This is a genomic window from Micromonospora sp. WMMD1128, from assembly GCF_027497235.1.
In the GTDB taxonomy this organism is placed as follows: domain Bacteria; phylum Actinomycetota; class Actinomycetes; order Mycobacteriales; family Micromonosporaceae; genus Micromonospora.
On sequence record NZ_CP114902.1, the window covers coordinates 2,976,187 to 2,993,202 of the forward strand.

Here is a 17,016-nt window from a genome sequence, read left to right on the forward strand (position 1 = left end):
GGTCGGCGGCGAGGCGTGGGAGGTACGCGGTGGGTGTCAGTGTCGGTGACCTGGTCGAGGACTTCACGCTGCCGGATCAGACGGGCACGCCGCGGCGGCTGTCGGAGTTCCTGGCCGCCGGGCCGGCGGTGGTGTTCTTCTACCCGGCGGCGATGACCCGGGGCTGCACGGCGGAGAGCTGTCACTTCCGGGACCTGGCCGCGGAGTTCGCGGCGTTGGGCGCGTCCCGGGTCGGGATCAGCCGGGATCCGGTGGATCGGCAGGCGGAGTTCGCCGCCCGGCACGGGTTCGACTATCCGCTGCTGTCCGACGTCGACGGGGCGGTGGCGGCGGCGTTCGGGGTGCGGCGGCGGTTGCCGTTGGGTGCGTTGAGCACCCGGCGGATGACGTTCGTGATCGGCGCGGACCGGCGGGTGCTGGCCGTGGTGCACAGCGAGATGAGCATGAACGAGCACGCCGACGCGGCGTTGCGCGCGCTCGGGGGCTGATCTTCGTGTTGTCGCAGCCGGCTGGTATCAAGGTGCGTCACACAGGTGTACGGAAGAGGGCGTGATGGCGGTCCAGGGTTTGTCCACTGACGAGGTACAGCAGATCCGCGAGTCGTTGGCGGCGGGCCGCAAGCCACGGGTGGTGTTCACCGAGGCGGCCGGTCAGATGGCCGGGCAGCTCGGGCAGGTGGTGGAGTTGACCGACCCGGCGGTGTCGGAGGAGTTCGTGGTGGTGCGGTTCGGCCGCGACGAGTTGCCCTTCTCCCCCGCCGACGTGGCGGTCGCGCCCAAGGGCGCCGGGCGGCGGCCCGCCGCCGTCGAGGCGAAACCGGAGCCGGAGCAGCCGCCCGCGGCGGCGGAGCCGGAGTTCGTGCTGGACACGCCGCGGGTGCCGGCGCCGCGCCAGGAACAGAAGGCGCAGGAGCAGCAGCCGGCGGAGCCGAAGCCGGCGAAGCGGGCGGTCAAGGCCGTGAAGCCGAAGACCCCGCCCGGGTTGACGGTGACGTTGGCGTACGGCGAGGGCGAGTGGACGGTCGCCGCGCAGCAGGGCGCGAAGGCGCTGGCCCGGCCGTACGTGGTGAAGCCGGCCGAGGCGTTGCGGATGGTGGCGCTGGTGGACGTGCCGGGGGTGCAGGAGGCGGTGGAGCAGATCCTGGCCGCCGAGCGGGCCGAGGCGGAGCAGCAGGCGGAGAAGTTACGCGCCGAGCTGGCCGAGATCGAGGCGCGGCTGGCGGAGCTGCGCGAGGCCCGCTGAGCGGACGGCCGGTCAGGAGCGGGGGGCGCCCGCCGGGTCCGGCTGGCCGTCGCTGGCCGGCGCGGGCTCGGCGGGCGCGCCCGGCGCGTCGACCGCCGAGTCGGTGGGCGTGGTCGGCGTCGGCGTGGGCTCCCGGCGGGCGGCGGCGCGGTCGCGCAGCGCCGTCGTGGCCGCCTCGACGGTGGCGGCCACGAGCAGGATCAGCCCGACGCGCAGCAGCACCGCCTCCTGGATGCCGAAGCGGGCATACTCGCCGGCGGTGAACAGTGTGCCGGCCACCGCGCTGGCGGTGCTGGCGGCCACGAGCAGGCCACCGGCGGCGGCGCTCCAGCGGGTCCGCCGGAACCCGCGGGTGAGCAGCCCGACGGCGGCGGCGAGCACGACGAGCAGGCCGGTCACCGGGAGTACCCGGTCGGGGTCGGGGAAGAAGACCCGCTCGGGGAATGTCGGCAGGGCCGCCACCGGGTCGGCGTAGCGGCCGGTGGTGCCGCCGAGCAGCGTGGGCAGCACCTCGCCGGTGGTGGCGGCGGCGTGCCGCGGGTGGGTCAGGGCGTACCGGTAGGCGACGGTGTCCTTCTCCCGTGCGGTCCAGTCGACCAGGTCGGGGCAGCCGCGCCAGGCGGCGATGAACTCGGTCATCTGCCACGGCGTGCCGGCGGCGATCTGTTCGGCCGGGGCGCAGCGGGGCATGCCCAGGTCTCGGCGGTAGGCGCGGGCGACCGGCGGGTCGTTGAGGATCTGGAAGCGCAGGCGGTACAGGAACGTCGCCTCGGACAGGCTCAGCCCGGAGTACCAGGCCCGGTAGCTCTCGTCGGTGGGGTGGACGGTGGCGGTGTTCCAGGCGAGGCCGCCGAGCAGGACGGCCACGGCCACGAGCGCGGCCCGGCGGGGGCGGCGCAGCAGGGCGTAGCCGGCGAGCACGACGAGCAGCAGCAGCACGTACGGCAGTACGTCCTGGCGGGTGAAGGTCCACCAGAGGGTGGTCAGGACCAGCGCGCCCAGCGCCACCCGGGACCGGGTACGTACCCAGATGGCGAGCAGGGCCAGCGCGGCGACGCCGAGGCTGATGGACAGCGACTCGGACAGCACGGCGTGGTCCCAGGGGTAGACCGACCGGGTCAGGGCCAGGCCGACCAGCGCCGCGGCGGCGGCGAAGCGGGCGGGCAGGGTGCGCAGCAGCAGCCAGGCGGCTCCGATCAGCAGCGACCAGGCCAGGGTGCTGATGCCCCATTGGACGGTCGTGCCGGCACGGTCGGAGCCGGCGAGGGCGTACAGCAGCGGCACGCCCCAGGGCCGGGGTGCGTGGCCGGTGAACGACAGCAGGTCGATGGTGTTGCCGGGCCGGTCGGCGTAGGAGGTGCTGTCGACGGAGGTGTAGACGGTGAAGCGGGTCAGGATGAGCAGCCGGGCGGCCAGGTAGACGGTGAGCAGGACGGCCAGCGGCAGGTGCGTGGGCCGGGGCCGCCACCGGCGCGGCGAGGAGGGTGACGTCGGCGTGTCGACGGCCGCTGACGGCATGCGGTGTCCTCGGGGGGCGTCGGGATCGTGGTCGGCGGGAAGCATAGCCGCCGTCCGCTGGGTTCGGTCCCCGCGGGCGGCGGTGACGCTCAGTGCTGCGGGATGTTGGCCACGCCGATCCGCCTGCGGAACACCCAGTACGTCCAGCCCTGGTAGGCCAGCACGATCGGGGTGAACACCACCGCCACCCACGTCATGATCTTCAGGGTGTAGGGGGTGGACGCGGCGTTGGTGGCCGTCAGCGTGCCGGCCGGGTCGAGCGTGGACGGCAGCACGTTCGGGAACAGGGCGGCGAACAGCGTCGCCACGGCCAGGGCGATGGCCACCGCGGTGCCGGTGAACGCCCAGCCCTCCCGGCGTACCCTCGCCGCGGCCAGGCCGCCGAGCAGGGCGAGGGCGGCGCCGGCGGCGAGCACGACGGCGGCGGCGCTGGCGCGGATGGTCAGTGACCAGCCGAGGAACGCCACCGCGGCGACGGCGGTGCCGGCGCCGAGCTTGACGGCGAGGGCGCCGGCGCGGTGGCGGATGTCGCCGGTGGTCTTGAGCGCGAGGAACACCGCGCCGTGGGTTCCGAACAGGCCGAGGGTGGTCAGGCCGCCGAGCAGCGCGTACGGGTGCAGCAGGTCGAGCAGGCCGCCGGCGTACTCGTGGTCGGCGTCCAGGGGAACGCCGCGGAAGATGTTGGCGAACGCCACGCCCCACAGCACCGCCGGCACCGCCGAGCCCCAGAAGATGGCCCGGTCCCAGCGGCGTTTCCAGGTCGCCTCGGGGCGCTTGTGCCGGTATTCGAAGGCGACGCCGCGGGCGATCAGGGCGAGGAGGATGAGCAGCAGCGGCAGGTAGAAGCCGGAGAACAGGGTGGCGTACCACTCGGGGAAGGCGGCGAACATGGCGCCGCCGGCGGTGATCAGCCAGACCTCGTTGCCGTCCCAGACCGGGCCGATGGTGTTGATCAGGACGCGGCGTTGCCGGTCGTCGCGGCCGAGCACGGGCAGCAGCATCCCGACGCCGAAGTCGAAGCCTTCGAGGATGAAGTAGCCGGTGAAGAGCACGGCGACGAGGAGAAACCAGACGGTGGTCAGTTCCACGGTGGGCTCCGGGTCAGTAGGCGAACGCGAGCGGGCGCTGCGCGTCGTCGGTGTCGTCGTCGGTGGGTTGGTCGGTGACGTCGGGTACGCCGGCGCGGGCGTAGCGGACGAGCAGCTTGAACTCGATCACCGCGAGGGTGGCGTAGATGAGGGTGAAGGCGGTGAAGGAGGTGAGCACCTCGGTCAGGGAGACGCTGCGGGACACGCCGTTGCGGGTGAGCATCTCGCCGAAGACGATCCAGGGTTGGCGGCCCATCTCGGTGAAGATCCAGCCGAAGGAGTTGGCGAGCAGCGGCAGCACCGGCATGACCAGGCCGGCGCGCAGCAGCCACCGGTTGGTCGGGGTGCGGCCCCGGCGTTGGCTCCAGAGGACCAGCAGGGCGATCGCGGCGGCGGCCAGGCCGAAGCCGATCATGAAGCGGAAGCTCCAGTAGGTGACCGGGATGATCGGGGCGTAGGTGCCGGGGCCGTACTGGCTGGCGTACTGGGCCTGGAGGTCGTTGATGCCCTGCACGGTGCCGTGCGGGTCGCCGGTGCCGAGGAACGACAGCAGGTACGGGATCTTGACGGCGAGGATCTCGCGGCTGCCGTCGAGGCTGCCGACGGTGAGCACGGAGAACGAGGCGGGGCTCTCGGTGGTGTAGAGGCCCTCGGCGGCGGCCATCTTCATCGGCTGCACCTCGGTCATGATCTTGCCTTGGATGTCGCCGGTGAGCACCACGAGCGCCGAGGAGACCAGCACCACCCAGGCGCCGAACTTCGTGGCGAAGCGGTAGGCGCCGGTGTCGGCGCTGTCGCGGTTGCGCATCACGTGCCACAGTCCGACGGTGACCACGAGGGACCCGGCGACCAGGAACGACCCGGCGAGGGTGTGCGGGAAGGTGATCAGGGCGACCTTGTTGGTGAGCACGGCGGGGAAGTCGGTGAGTTCGGCGCGTCCGCTGTCGGGGTTGATCCGGAAGCCGACCGGGTTCTGCATGAACGAGTTCGCGGCGAGGATGAAGTAGGCCGACAGATTGGTGCCGATCGCGGCGGCCCAGATCGCGGCGAGGTGCAGTCGCTTGGGCAGCCGGTCCCAGCCGAAGATCCACAGACCGATGAACGTGGACTCCAGGAAGAACGCGACGAGCGCCTCGATGGCCAGGGGCGCGCCGAAGATGTCGCCGACGAAGCGGGAGTAGTCGCTCCAGTTCATGCCGAACTGGAACTCCTGCACGATGCCGGTGACCACGCCCATCGCGAAGTTGATCAGGAACAGTTTGCCGTAGAACCTGGTGAGCTTGAGGTAGCGCTCGTTGCCGGTGCGGTGCCACATCGTCTGGAGGATGGCGACGAGCACGGACAGGCCGATGGTCAGCGGCACGAACAGGAAGTGGTAGACGGTGGTGACACCGAACTGCCAGCGGGCGACGTCCAACGCGTCCACCTGAAACCCCCAGCCTTCTTACTACGAGACGTAGTAAATACTACTCGCCGTCGTAGAGAAAAGGTGAGGGCCACCCGGCCCGAACCGACCCGGGACCAATGACCCTGATCACCTTGCCGCAGGGCCCGTCGTGCGACCATCCACCACTGATGGACACCTCCCCCTGGCGCGCGCCGCTGCTGTGGCGCGGCGCGCAGACGCTCGCCCGCGCCCTCGTCGCGCTGATCGGCCGGCTCGAGGTCACCGGCGACGTGCCCGAGGAGCTGCGGCGCGGGCCGCTGATCCTGGCGGCCAACCACATCAGCCCGTTCGACCCGGTGGTGCTCGCCGCCGCCTGCCGGGTCCGGCGCGTCGCGCCGCGCATCATGGCCACCGCCGGGCTGTTCCGGGCCCCGGTGATCGGGCCGCTGATGCGCCGCGCCGGGCACATCCGTGTCGACCGCGGCACCACCGCCGTGCACCGCTCGCTGGAGGTCGCCGCCGAGGCGGTGGCCGGCGGCTCGGTGGTGCTCGTCTACCCCGAGGGCCGCATCGGGCTCGACCCCGGCATGTGGCCCGAACGGGGCAAGACCGGCGCGGCCCGGCTCGCCTTCGCCAGCGGCGCCGCCGTCGTCCCGGTCGCCCAGTGGGGCTCGCACGAGGTGCTGCCCTACCGCGCCCCGAAGGGGATGCTGCGCGGCCTGGCCCGCGCGCTGCGCCGCCGGCCGGTCATCCGGGTGCACTTCGGCGCCCCGGTGGCCCTGGCCGACCTGCGCCACGACGCGCCGGGCGCGGCCCGCCACGCCACCGACCGGATCATCGACGCGATCACCGAAGACCTGGTCCCGCTGCGCCCGCACGAGCCCGACCTGCCCCGGCACGTCGACCCCGGCCGACCGAGCGACCCCAGCCGCGCGCACCGCCGCCACCGCGCGGGCTGAACCGGGCTCAGCCGGCGGCGCGCAGCCGGTCGTCGAGGGCGGCCAGGTCCGGCACGAACCACACCTGGTCGTGCCGGTTGGACTCGGCGACGAGTGCCCGCAGCGCGCCGCTGTCGGCCAGGTGCGCGGAGATGTCACCGACCACCGCCAGGCGCAGCCGGTAAGTGACGAACTTCTGCATCACCTCCCCGGCGAAGCGGGTGCCCAGCGCGAAGAAGCGCGGGTCGAGCCGCTGCGCCGGCACCGCCACCACGCTCGCGCCGGCGAACGCCGCGCCGATCAGGTCCAGCGCGTCGGCCTCGGTGGCGATCGGCGGGCCGGCCGGGTCGCAGAGCAGCACCGTGACCCCGGCGCGCTCGACCAGCTCGTCAGCCACGGTCGGCCTCCTCCCCCGTGCGCGGGCCGTGGCCGCCGTCGAGCAGGCCGTTGTCGCCGTCGAGCACCGCGTCGAGCAGGCGCAGCAGGTCGGCGGTGGCGGCCAGGTCGCCCAGGATCACCAACTTCATACGCTGACGCTCCTCGTCGTGCACGGTCTGCACCCGCAGTGGACGGTCCGGGTCGGGGTGGGTGTTGACGCCGGCCAGCACCAGCGTGGCCAGGCGGTCGGCGGCGGCCCGGTCGACGCCGTCGAGCGCGACGATGCTCGACACCTCCGCCGCCGAAGGCGTGGCTGTCGCCGGCCGGCCGGTCAGCGCGTCCAGGTCGGCGCGGGCGATCCGGTACTGCTTGCCGATGCGCACCGCGCGCAGCCGGCCGGCGCGGATGTAGCCGCGCACCGTGCGCACGTGCAGCCCGAGCAGCGCCGCGACCTGCTCCACCGAGTACATGTCGTTACCCATCGCACCCTAAGATAGCGAAACAGGGAACGATAGGGAATTTCTTCGGCTGGCCATCCGGGCGTCATCTCCGGCCGGCATACTGCCGGCGTGCAGCCTCGTCACGGCTATCTCGACGCGCCCGCGCCGCTGGCCTTCGCCCACCGCGGGGGCGCCGCCGACGGCGACGAGAACACCGCCGCCGCGTTCGCCCGCGCGGTCGCCCTGGGCTACCGGTACGTCGAGACCGACGTGCACGCCACCGCCGACGGCGTGCCCGTGGTGTTCCACGACCCGACGCTGCGCCGGGTCACCGGCGAGAACGGCCGCATCGCCGACCTGCGCTTCGCCGACCTCGCCTCGGTACGCGTCGGCGGCGCCGCCGTGGTGCCCCGCCTCGACGACGTCCTCGGCGCCTGGCCGCAGGTCCGGTTCAACGTCGACGTCAAGGCCGACGGCGGGGTGGAACCCACCGTCGCCGCGGTCGAGCGCGCCGGCGCCGGCGACCGGGTGCTGCTGGCCTCGTTCAGCGACGCCCGGCTGACCCGGCTGCGCGCGCTGGCCGGGCCGACGGTCGCCACCGGCCTCGGCATGCGCGGCGTGGCCCGGCTGCGGATGGCGTCCCTGCACGGGCGGGCGCTGCGGCTGCCGCCGTCCGTGGTCGCCGCCCAGGTGCCGGTCTCCTACGGGCGGATCCCGGTGGTCGACCGGCGGTTGATCGCCTACTGCCACCGGATCGGGTTGCAGGTGCACGTCTGGACGATCGACGAACCCACCCAGATGCACCACTTACTTGACCTAGGGGTGGATGGCATCATGACCGATCACGTCGGCGTGCTCCGCGACGTCTACCGCAGTCGCGGCCACTGGGCCGCCTGAGCCCCCGAGGACCGCCCCGATGGCCGATCCGGTCACCCCCGTCGTCGTCGACCCCGCCCCGCCGGGCAGCACCCGCCGCGAACGCACCGGCTGGTACTTCTACGACTGGGCGAACTCCGCGTTCCAGACCACCGTCATCACGGTCTTCCTCGGGCCGTTCCTGACCACCGTCACCGAACTGGCCGCCGGCTGCGAGCTGGGCGCCGACAGGTGCGACGGCGTGGTGCACCCGCTGGGCATCCGCGTCGCCGCCGGCTCCTACTACCCGTACCTGATCTCGCTGTCGGTCTTCCTCACCGTGTTCGTGCTGCCCGTGGTCGGCGCGATCGCCGACCGGTCGGCGCACAAGAAGCGGCTGCTCGCCGCCGCCGCGTTCACCGGCGCCGGGGCGACCATCGCGTTCGCGTTCGTCACCGGCGAGCGTTACCTGCTCGGTGGCGCGTTGTTCCTGGTCGCGAACATCTCCTTCGGCGCCGCCGTGGTGGTCTACAACTCGTTCCTGCCGCAGCTCGGCGGCCCGGACGACCGCGACGGCATCTCCAGCCGCGGCTGGGCCATCGGCTACCTCGGCGGCGGGGTGCTGCTCGCGCTCAACCTGGTCGCGGTCACGATGCTCAGCGAGGACGGCAACGCGCAGCGCACCCTCGACCTGGCGCGCTGGTCGATCGTGTCGGCCGGCGTGTGGTGGGCCGCGTTCACCCTGCTGCCGCTGCGCTGGCTGCGTGAGCACCCCACCGCCGCCGCCCGCCACGGCGGCGGTGGGGTGCTCACCGACGGGTTCCGGCAACTCGGGCACACCCTGCGCGAGATCAAGACGTACCCGCTGACGCTGTTCTTCCTGCTCGCCTTCCTGGTCTTCAACGACGGCATCCAGACCGTCATCACGCTGGCCAGCCAGTACGGCACCGAGGAGCTGCGGCTGGAACAGGGCACGCTGATCGTGACCATCCTGCTGGTGCAGTTCCTCGCCTTCGGCGGCGCGCTCGCCCTGGGTGCCCTGGCCAAGCGCATCGGCGCCTGGAAGACCGTGCTGCTGTCGCTGGTGCTCTGGACCGGCGTGATCATCGCCGCGTTCCGGCTGCCCGCCGAGGCCCCGGTGCCGTTCATGATCCTCGGCGGCTGCATCGGCCTGGTCCTCGGCGGCAGCCAGGCGCTGAGCCGGTCGCTGTTCAGCCAGCTCATCCCCGCCGGCAAGGAAGGCGAGTACTACGGCTTCTACGAGATCAGCGACAAGGGCACGAGCTGGCTCGGCCCACTCGCGTTCGGCCTGGTCTTCCAGCTGACCTCGTCCTACCGGGTCGGCCTGGTCTCCCTGCTGATCTTCTTCGTGGTCGGCTTCGCGCTGCTGGCCGCCGTGCCGATGCGCCGGGCCATCGTCGCCGCCGGCAACACCCCGCCCCGGGTGCTCTGAGACGCACCCCGCGGTGGATCATCGCGGACCGGATGCAGCGGCGTCGATCGGCTAGGCTGCCCCGACGTGACCGACGACGCCGCTGCCGCCCCGACCTGCCTGGCCCGCCCCCTGCCGGGGCCCGGCGACGACCGCGCCGGCGGCTGCGCCGCCGCCCGCGGCGTCGACGGCCGGCCGTTGCACGCCGCCGCGCTGAAGTTCTTCTGGGGGCCGATGGACTGCGGCAAGTCCACCATGGCGTTGCAGATGAACTACAACCACGCCCGGCAGGGCCGCCGGGGCCTGGTCACCACCCGCATCGACCGGTCGCTGGGCCCGCAGGTCACCACCCGCATCGGCCTGGCCCACGAGGCCATCGAGGTCACCGACGGCCTCGACCTGCGCGACCTGGTCCGCGCCGCCTGGGCCGAGGGGGTACGCGTGGACTACCTGATCTGCGACGAGGCGTCCTTCTACGACCTGGAGCACATCGAGCAGATGGCCGAACTGGTCGACAGGTTCGACGTCGACGTCTACGCCTTCGGCCTGGCCACCGACTTCCGCTCCTGCCTCTTCCCGGCCGCGCAGCGACTGTTCGAACTGGCCGACGAGGTGGCCCGCATCCAGGTCGAGGTGCTGTGCTGGTGCGGCCGGGAGGGCCTGCTCAACGCCCGGGTGGTGCAGGGCCGGGTGGTCCGCGAAGGCGCGCAGGTCGTCATCGGCGACACCGTCGACACCGCGGACGTGCGCTACCAGGTGCTGTGCCGGCGGCACTACCGCTCCGGCGACCTCGGCCCCCGCGCCTGAGCCGCTAGAACGGGTCCCCGCACACCCGCCACGTCCCGTCCTCCGACACCACCGGCAACTCGCGTTCCTCGCTGCCGCCGCCGTCGCGGTTGAGCCGCACCACCACCGTGGCGCGCGGCCGGCCGGCGCGGGTCGTCACCGACACGTCGACGATCTCGTAGCCGCTGACCAGCGGCGGGGTCCGCACCCAACTGCCGAACCCGGCCCGGCTCCACCGGCTACGCGCGTCGCGGCACAGCCGCCCGTACGCCCGGTCGGTGTCGCCGGCCGCGACGTCGCGGAAGAATCCGTCCGCGGTCTCCCGCACCGGCCCGCCGGCCTGCAACACCACCTGCGCGTTCCACACCGCGAGGCCGGCCACGCCGATCAGGCAGGTGCCCAGCCCGAGGCCGGCGGCCAGCGCACCGGCGCGCAGCGGCTGGCGACGCCGGGCCGGTCGGTGCCACACCTGCTCCCTGCCCATCACCACCGACGGTAGGCAACCGGTGGGCGGCCCGCAGCCGGTTGCGCCGGGCCCGCCCCTCCGCCCCGATCCGCCGGACGTACCTGACAGGAGATGGCAGGTAGGGTCGGCAGACTGCCCGCCATGACGACACACGCCGACCTCGCGATGGTCAACCTGGACAGCTCCGACCCGGCCGCGCACGCCGCCTTCTACGCCCACGCCCTCGGCTGGGAGATCACCCACAGCCAGGCCGAGTACGCCATGATCGTCTCCGGCGGCACCTCGATCGGCTTCGGCCTGGTGCCCGGCTGGACACCCCCGGTCTGGCCGGACGAGACCGGCGCCAAGCGCTACCACCTCGACCTCGTCGTCGACGACGTGGCGCTGGCCGAGAAGGACCTGCTGGCCGTCGGCGCGACGCGACCCGAGTTCCAGCCGGGCGGCGTGGGCTGGACCGTGCTGCTCGACCCGATCGGGCAGCCGTTCTGCCTGTGCCCCCGCCGCAAGGACTGATCCGGCGCCGGCGGGCCGCGGCCCGCCGGCGCTGCCGTCCAGGCGTGTCCAACCCTGTCCAGCCGTGTCCATGATCGGCCCTCCCGAACGTGCGCAGGGCCCAGGGTCACGGTACGCAGAGGCGCTGCGACAGGTGGCGCCGCAAAGGGAGGACCGCACAGATGAAGGTTTGGTCGACCGGATCACGACGGGCCCTTCGGGCCCTGGCGATCGCCTCAATCGTGGTGCCCGTGCTGGTCGTCGGGCCGGGAGCCGACGCGGCCGAACGCGACGCGGTGGCCGACGCGCCCGGCGCCGCCGCCGCCGGGATCACCGGCTTCACCCCGACGGTCACCGCGGACGCGACCCGGGCCGCCGAGGCGGCGGCGGGACAGCGGCTGTCGCGCGACGCGGTGCTGGCCGCGTACTGGACCCCGGCGCGGATGCGCGCCGCGCGCCCGGTCGAGGAGTCCGAGCAGTACCGGCGCGCCCTGACGGTGCCGCAGGCCGGCCTCAAGTCCGCGCCCGCGCCGCGCAACAGCGGCCAGGAGCTGATCGTCCCGCCCGCTCGCGGCGCCACCACCGGGGGTATGACGACCCAGGCGACCGACCCCAACCTGCCGACCAGCCACCCGACCGCGTTCACGGCCGGCAAGGTCTTCTTCACCATGGACGGCAAGAACTACGTCTGCTCGGGCACGATCGTGAACACGGCCGCCGGCAACGAGGTCTGGACCGCCGGCCACTGCATCCACGGCGGCCGGGGCGGCACCCTGGCCTCGAACTGGACCTTCGTCCCGGCGTACAACGGCGATGCGGCCAACCCGCGTCCGCTCGGCACCTGGACCGCGACGGGGCTGTGGACCATGACGGCGTGGATCAACGACTCGAACTTCGCCGAGGACATGGCCGTGGCTGTCATGGGCACGCAGGGCGGCCAGCACATCAACCGGTACGGCGCGCAGGGTCTGTGGGTCAACGCAGGCGTGAACCAGTTCATGAACGCGTTCGGCTACCCGGCGGAGGCACCGTTCAACGGCCGCCGGCTCAAGCAGTGCGCCGCGAGCTCCGTGCAGGAGAACCCGGCGGTGTGGACGCAGACCATCAAGATCACCCCGTGCAACTTCACCGGCGGGGCGAGCGGCGGCTCCTGGCTGATCAACTACGACGGGCAGTGGGGTCTGGTCAACGGCATCAACAGCCGGGCCGACCGGGCGACCTGGGTGGCGTCACCGTACTTCGACGACACCGCGCTGGTGCTGTACGACTTCACGAAGAACTTCTGACCGGCCGGCCGGAACGGGATCCCGGCTGACTGGAGCACCGGGGCGGCGGCCCTCCGCCGCCCCGGTGCTCCAGTCTGAGGGATCAGCGCAGCGGACCGCGGGCGACCGCGACCCGAACTACGGCCGGGTTCGACGCTCAGCCGCGTCGGCGGGCCCGGGCCGCCCAGATCGCGTAAGCCGGGTCCCGGTCCAGGTTGTGCCGGTCCCGGTCGTAGCGGCGGGTGGTGCGCGGATCGGCGTGGCCCATCGCGTCCTGCACGTCCTCCAGCGGCACCCCCTCGGAGCGGGCCGTGGTGGCGAACGCGTGCCGTAGCGAGTGCGGCGACAACCGCGCCCAGGCGGCGATCCCGGCGGTCTGCGCGAGGCGGCGCACCAGCCGGAACACGGCGTGCCGGTCCAGCCGCCCGCCGGAGGCGGTGACCAGCAGCGGACCGGTCAGCTCCGGCACCGTCACACCATGGGCGGCGGCCCGGTCGGCCAGGTAGGCGTCGAGCGCGTACGCGGTGCCCGGGGTGAGCGCGCGGCGGCGTACCTTGCCGCCCTTGCCGACGAAACGGACGCTGCGGTGCCCGCGCTCCGCGCCCAGGTCGGCCAGGTTCAGCGAGACCAACTCGCCGACCCGCAGCCCCAGGTCGGCCAGGAGCGCGACGACGGCCCGGTTCCGGGCGGCGGTCGGGCCGGTGTCGGCCTCGGCGGCGGCGAGCAGCGCGTCGACCTCGTCCGGGCTCAGCCCGACGGTGGCGGAGTGGTCCCGGTCGACCCGGGGCCGGTCGGCGGCGGCGACCGGGTTGGCCGGCACCGCCCCCAGCTTCACCAGGAAGTCGTACCAGCTCGACAGCGCGGACAGCCGGCGGGCCACGGTGGCCGGGGTGAGCGGGCGGCCGTCCCGCCCGCGCGGGGTGGACTCCAGGTCCCGGCCGTACGCGTTGACGTCGAGGAAGGTGACCCGCAGCGGCTCCAACCCGCGCTCGGCGCACCAGCGCAACCAACCGGTGACGTCCCGCCGGTACGCGTCGCGGGTGTGCTCGGACAGGCGGCGGTTGCGCAGCCACGCCTCGGTGAAGTCGGCCGGGCCACCGGGCAGGGCGGGACGCGCGCGGGGAAGCACCTCGGGACGCAGCATGTGAGAAAGGTTCTCAGTCGGCGGCGCGTTTCGCGACGAGGCGCGCCGCCGACCGGATTCCCGGCACGGGTTACCGTCACCGGATGCGCGCCAGCCGGCTGGTCTCCCTCCTGCTGCTCCTGCAGACCCGGGGGCGGATGACCGCCCAGGAACTCGCCGACGCCCTGGAGGTGTCGGTGCGGACCGTCTACCGCGACGTCGAGTCCCTCGGCGCCGCCGGCGTCCCGGTGTACGCCGACCGCGGCCCGGCCGGCGGCTACCGACTGGTGGAGGGCTACCGGACCCGCCTCACCGGGCTCACCGGCCCGGAGGCCGAGGCGCTGTTCCTCACCGGACTGCCCGGCCCCGCCGCGGAACTGGGCCTGGCGTCCGTGGTGGCCGCCGCCGAGTTGAAAATGCGCGCGGCGCTACCGGACGACCTGGCCGACCGCAGCGGCCGGATCCGGCAGCGGTTCCACCTGGACGCGCCCGGCTGGTTCCGTCACCCGGAGGCCACCCCGCACCTGGCCACGCTCGCCGGCGCGGTGTGGGACGACCGGTGGGTGCGGCTGCGCTACCGGCGCTGGCGCGCCCCACGGGAGGTCACCCGGCTGGTCGCCCCGCTGGGCGTGGTACTCAAAGCCGGACGGTGGTATCTGGTCGCCCGGTGCGCGGATCAGCTGCGCACCTACCGGGTCGGCGCGGTGCTCGACGCGGCGGTCACCGACGAGCGGTACGAGCGGCCGGACGGGTTCGACCTGGCCGCCTACTGGCGGGAGTGGACCGCCCGGTACGAACGCGACGTCTACCGCGACCAGGCGCGGATCCGGCTCACCGCCGCCGCGCTGGAGTTCATGCCGTACGTCTTCCCGCCGGAGATGAGCCGGGCGGCGCGGACGGCGGCCGGCGAACCCGGACCGGACGGCTGGTTGGAGACCACCGTGCCGATCGAGTCGGTGCGTCACGCCCACGCCGAGCTGCTCAAGCTCGGCGCCGAGGTGGAGGTGCTGGCCCCGGCGGAACTGCGCGACCGGTTCACCGCGACCGCGCGGGCGCTGACCCGGCTCTATCCGGCCGACGCCGACGCCAGCGCGGGGGCGGCCGGCGCTCCGGCGTCCCCCGCGTCGGCGTGAGGCGCTCACGCGGTGGTGAGCTGCCGGTGGCCGTTGCTCTCGGCGGGCGCGGTGACCGTGATGCGCCGCGGCTTGGCGCGCTCGGCGATCGGGATGCGCAGCGTCAGCACGCCGTTGTCGTAGCCGGCCTCCAGCCGGTCGGTGTCCAGCGTGTCGCCCAGGAACAGCTGCCGGGTGAACGTGCCCATCGGCCGCTCGGCGGCGACCAGCTCGACCTTGTCGCCGGTGGGGCGGCGTCGCTCGGCGCGGACGGTCAGCACGTTGCGTTCGACGGTGCAGTCGATGCTGTCCGGATCGACGCCGGGAAGGTCGAAGGCGGCGTAGAAGTGGTCGCCGTCGCGGTAGGCGTCCAGGTGCATCACGGCCGGGCGGGCGGTGGTGCCGAAGAACTGCTCGGCGATCCGGTCGATCTCACGGAACGGGTCGGTACGCATCAACATGGCCCTTGCCTCCTCGGTTCTCCTGATCCAAGGTCTCGTGTTGAGTCGAGGTGACTCAACTTCCGGTTTCTGTTTTAGCGCGGCGTCGCCACGCCGTCAAGCCGTCGATCCCGCGGCGGCCTTCCCGCCGCGGGCGAGGGCGGTGGCCGGTCACGGGCCGGTCCGCCAGTAGACACCGTGCTCGCGGCTGAGCAGCATGTCGTCGATCAGGTAGCGGCGCAGCGTCACGTGGTCGGCCTCGCCGCCGGCGCACCAGGGACGCAGCAGGTCGTCCACCGCCCGTTCCGGGTAGCGCCGCCCCACCTCGAAGCTGCGCGCGGTGATGTGTTCCAGCAGCACCCGGCGGCGCCCGCGCTGCGCCGGCAGCCGGGTCAGCGCGCCGTCGCGCAGGAACGTGCGCAGGATCGTCTCGCGCGGGTCGGCCGCCGGTGCCGCCGGCGCCGCCGCGCCGGCCCGGGCGAACTCCCGCAACCGGTCACCGTCGACCCGCAGCCCGGGGGCGCCGTCGACCAGCACGCCCGCGTCGGTGAGTCGACGCACGGCGGTGGCGGCGTCGCGGGCGGACAGGCCGGTGCGGGCCACCACGTCGGGCACGTCCCGGGCGCCGAGCGCGATCGCGGCGAACGCGACGCGGCGACGCTCGTCGGCGAGCGCCCCCGCCAGAGCTTGAGCGGTCATGACCGGCAGCCTGCCACCGGCCCCCGGAGACGGCCAGGCGTTTTCCGTCCGGGCGCCCGGCGGCCAGGCCCGGACGGTGGCGGGCTCAGGCCGGGACCGTGGCGGGCTCAGGCCGGGACCGTGGCGGGGTCAGGCCGGGACCGTGGCGTCGAAGTCGACGTCGGCGGTGTCGACCGTGCCGGCGGTGCGGCCCGGGGCGCTCTGGAAACCCCAGTAGAGGTTGGTGTGCGCGATGACCTGCGCCGGCGGCGGCGCGCCGTAGGCGGACAGGTCCTCGGTGGTGTGCGCGTCGGCGACCAGGGTCGCGTCGTAGCCCCGGGTGAACGCCCCGTGCAACGTCGAACGGACGCAGGCGTCGGTCTGCGCGCCGGTCACGATCAGCCGACCCACGCGCGCGGCGGCGAGCACCTGCTCCAGGTCGGTGCCCTCGAACGAGTCGCCGTAGGTCTTGTGCACCAGCGGCTCGCCGTCGCGGCGCGTCAACTCCGGCACGATCTGCCACGGCTCGCTGTCGGCGGGCAGATGCTCGGCGCGGTGCTGCACCCAGACGACCGGCACGCCGGCGACGCGGGCCCGGTCGACCAGGGCGGCGATGTTGGCGACCACCCGGTCGCGGTCGTGGGCGTCGCCCACCACGCCGTTCTGCACGTCGATGACCAACAGTGCGGTGTGCGGACGGTCGGTGAGCGTGGTCATCGCGAGGCTCCTTCGGCGGCTGTCGTCCGGGCGAACCTAACCGGAGCCCCCGACACTTCCCGGCCGGCTCCGACGCGCTCGCCGGGGCCGGTCACAGGAACCGGTGCATGACGTGCAGTCCCACCCGACCGCGCGTCGGGTGGGCGAACGACTCCGGCACGGTGCCGATCACGGTGAACCCCAACCGCAGGTAGAGCGCCACGGCCGCGGTGTTGGTCTCCGCCACGGCGTTGAACTGCATCGCGGCGAAACCCGCCCGGCGGGCCCAGTCCAGCGCGTCCTCGCACAGCGCCCGGCCGACGCCCCGGCCGCGGGCGGCGGCGGAGACCATGAAGCTCGCCGTCGCCACGTGCGACCCCGGCCCGGGCCGGTTGGGGCCCATCTTCGCGGTGCCGAGCACCGTGCCGTCGTCGTCCACCGCCACCGAGGTACGCCCCGGCGGGCGTTCCATCCACACCTTGCGCGCCACCTCGGCCGGCCACGCCGGGTCGTAGACGAAGGTGTCGCCGGCGGTGATGACGTCCTCGACGATCGGCCAGATGTGCCGCCAGTCGGCGTCGGTGCAGTCGCGGATGCGCATCGCCGGCACGCTAGCGCCGGCCCGGTACGCCCCGCCACCGCTTTTCCGGTCATCCGGGCCGGCGACACCGCGGGCCGTG

Annotated in this window: 20 protein-coding genes; 9 read left to right on the top strand and 11 right to left on the bottom strand. The window is 73.6% G+C overall.

Annotated elements, in window-relative coordinates:
* Positions 1-29 precede the first annotated feature (29 nt).
* Together O7602_RS13675 and O7602_RS13680 are read left to right on the top strand one after the other, a co-directional pair.
* A complete protein-coding gene (locus O7602_RS13675; protein WP_281589356.1) occupies positions 30-488 on the top strand; it encodes a peroxiredoxin in 459 nt (152 codons plus the stop codon).
* 64 nt (positions 489-552) lie between these two features.
* On the top strand, positions 553-1,242 hold the full coding sequence (locus O7602_RS13680; RefSeq protein WP_281589358.1) for a hypothetical protein: 690 nt from the start codon (positions 553-555) through the stop codon (positions 1,240-1,242).
* A gap of 12 nt (positions 1,243-1,254) precedes the next feature.
* Here the strand turns inward: O7602_RS13680 and O7602_RS13685 are convergent, their stop codons facing one another.
* The 3 genes from O7602_RS13685 to O7602_RS13695 form a co-directional block, all read right to left on the bottom strand.
* Positions 1,255-2,760, bottom strand: coding sequence for a hypothetical protein (locus O7602_RS13685; protein ID WP_281589360.1), 1,506 nt, complete (start codon positions 2,758-2,760; stop codon positions 1,255-1,257).
* Between the two features lie 89 nt (positions 2,761-2,849).
* On the bottom strand, positions 2,850-3,848 hold the full coding sequence (cydB, locus tag O7602_RS13690; RefSeq protein WP_281589362.1) for a cytochrome d ubiquinol oxidase subunit II: 999 nt from the start codon (positions 3,846-3,848) through the stop codon (positions 2,850-2,852).
* 13 nt (positions 3,849-3,861) lie between these two features.
* Positions 3,862-5,274: a cytochrome ubiquinol oxidase subunit I gene (locus O7602_RS13695; RefSeq protein ID WP_281589364.1), complete on the bottom strand. Its 1,413-nt coding sequence runs from the start codon at positions 5,272-5,274 to the stop codon at positions 3,862-3,864.
* Between the two features lie 149 nt (positions 5,275-5,423).
* Here O7602_RS13695 and O7602_RS13700 point away from each other — a divergent pair, with 149 nt between their 5' ends.
* Positions 5,424-6,194 (top strand): lysophospholipid acyltransferase family protein, encoded by a 771-nt coding sequence (locus O7602_RS13700; protein WP_281589366.1) that lies wholly within the window; start codon positions 5,424-5,426, stop codon positions 6,192-6,194.
* 7 nt (positions 6,195-6,201) lie between these two features.
* Here the strand turns inward: O7602_RS13700 and O7602_RS13705 are convergent, their stop codons facing one another.
* Complete coding sequence (locus tag O7602_RS13705) at positions 6,202-6,570, bottom strand: DUF4180 domain-containing protein (RefSeq protein WP_281589368.1); 369 nt, start codon at positions 6,568-6,570, stop codon at positions 6,202-6,204.
* Complete coding sequence (locus O7602_RS13710; protein WP_281589370.1) at positions 6,563-7,033, bottom strand: helix-turn-helix domain-containing protein; 471 nt, start codon at positions 7,031-7,033, stop codon at positions 6,563-6,565. The genes O7602_RS13705 and O7602_RS13710 overlap by 8 nt, the downstream gene beginning before the upstream one ends.
* 87 nt (positions 7,034-7,120) lie before the next feature.
* Between O7602_RS13710 and O7602_RS13715 the strand changes: the two genes are divergently transcribed.
* From O7602_RS13715 to O7602_RS13725, 3 genes are all read left to right on the top strand, one after another.
* Entirely contained in the window at positions 7,121-7,888 is a 768-nt protein-coding gene (locus tag O7602_RS13715) for a glycerophosphodiester phosphodiesterase family protein (protein WP_281589372.1), read from the top strand.
* 19 nt (positions 7,889-7,907) lie between these two features.
* Positions 7,908-9,299: an MFS transporter gene (locus O7602_RS13720; RefSeq protein WP_281589374.1), complete on the top strand. Its 1,392-nt coding sequence runs from the start codon at positions 7,908-7,910 to the stop codon at positions 9,297-9,299.
* A gap of 111 nt (positions 9,300-9,410) precedes the next feature.
* Positions 9,411-10,085 (top strand): thymidine kinase, encoded by a 675-nt coding sequence (locus tag O7602_RS13725; RefSeq protein ID WP_281590285.1) that lies wholly within the window; start codon positions 9,411-9,413, stop codon positions 10,083-10,085.
* A gap of 4 nt (positions 10,086-10,089) precedes the next feature.
* On the opposite strand, the gene O7602_RS13730 is transcribed toward O7602_RS13725, so the two are convergent.
* Entirely contained in the window at positions 10,090-10,548 is a 459-nt protein-coding gene (locus tag O7602_RS13730; protein ID WP_281589376.1) for a hypothetical protein, read from the bottom strand.
* Positions 10,549-10,671: 123 nt separating this feature from the next.
* Between O7602_RS13730 and O7602_RS13735 the strand changes: the two genes are divergently transcribed.
* Positions 10,672-11,043: a VOC family protein gene (locus O7602_RS13735; protein ID WP_281589377.1), complete on the top strand. Its 372-nt coding sequence runs from the start codon at positions 10,672-10,674 to the stop codon at positions 11,041-11,043.
* Positions 11,044-11,204: 161 nt separating this feature from the next.
* Positions 11,205-12,308, top strand: a complete 1,104-nt coding sequence (locus O7602_RS13740; protein WP_281589378.1) for a hypothetical protein — start codon at positions 11,205-11,207, stop codon at positions 12,306-12,308.
* A 136-nt stretch (positions 12,309-12,444) separates the two neighbouring features.
* Here O7602_RS13740 and O7602_RS13745 read toward each other — a convergent pair whose 3' ends face one another.
* Entirely contained in the window at positions 12,445-13,431 is a 987-nt protein-coding gene (locus O7602_RS13745; protein ID WP_281589380.1) for a tyrosine-type recombinase/integrase, read from the bottom strand.
* 83 nt (positions 13,432-13,514) lie between these two features.
* Between O7602_RS13745 and O7602_RS13750 the strand changes: the two genes are divergently transcribed.
* Positions 13,515-14,543, top strand: a complete 1,029-nt coding sequence (locus O7602_RS13750; RefSeq protein WP_281589381.1) for a YafY family protein — start codon at positions 13,515-13,517, stop codon at positions 14,541-14,543.
* 5 nt (positions 14,544-14,548) lie between these two features.
* Here O7602_RS13750 and O7602_RS13755 read toward each other — a convergent pair whose 3' ends face one another.
* The 4 genes from O7602_RS13755 to O7602_RS13770 form a co-directional block, all read right to left on the bottom strand.
* Positions 14,549-14,983 (bottom strand): Hsp20/alpha crystallin family protein, encoded by a 435-nt coding sequence (locus O7602_RS13755; protein WP_281589383.1) that lies wholly within the window; start codon positions 14,981-14,983, stop codon positions 14,549-14,551.
* A 150-nt stretch (positions 14,984-15,133) separates the two neighbouring features.
* Positions 15,134-15,661, bottom strand: coding sequence for a DUF2087 domain-containing protein (locus O7602_RS13760; protein ID WP_281589385.1), 528 nt, complete (start codon positions 15,659-15,661; stop codon positions 15,134-15,136).
* Between the two features lie 129 nt (positions 15,662-15,790).
* On the bottom strand, positions 15,791-16,357 hold the full coding sequence (locus O7602_RS13765; protein WP_281589387.1) for an isochorismatase family protein: 567 nt from the start codon (positions 16,355-16,357) through the stop codon (positions 15,791-15,793).
* A 91-nt stretch (positions 16,358-16,448) separates the two neighbouring features.
* Positions 16,449-16,937, bottom strand: a complete 489-nt coding sequence (locus O7602_RS13770; RefSeq protein ID WP_281589389.1) for a GNAT family N-acetyltransferase — start codon at positions 16,935-16,937, stop codon at positions 16,449-16,451.
* Between the last annotated feature and the right edge of the window lie 79 nt (positions 16,938-17,016).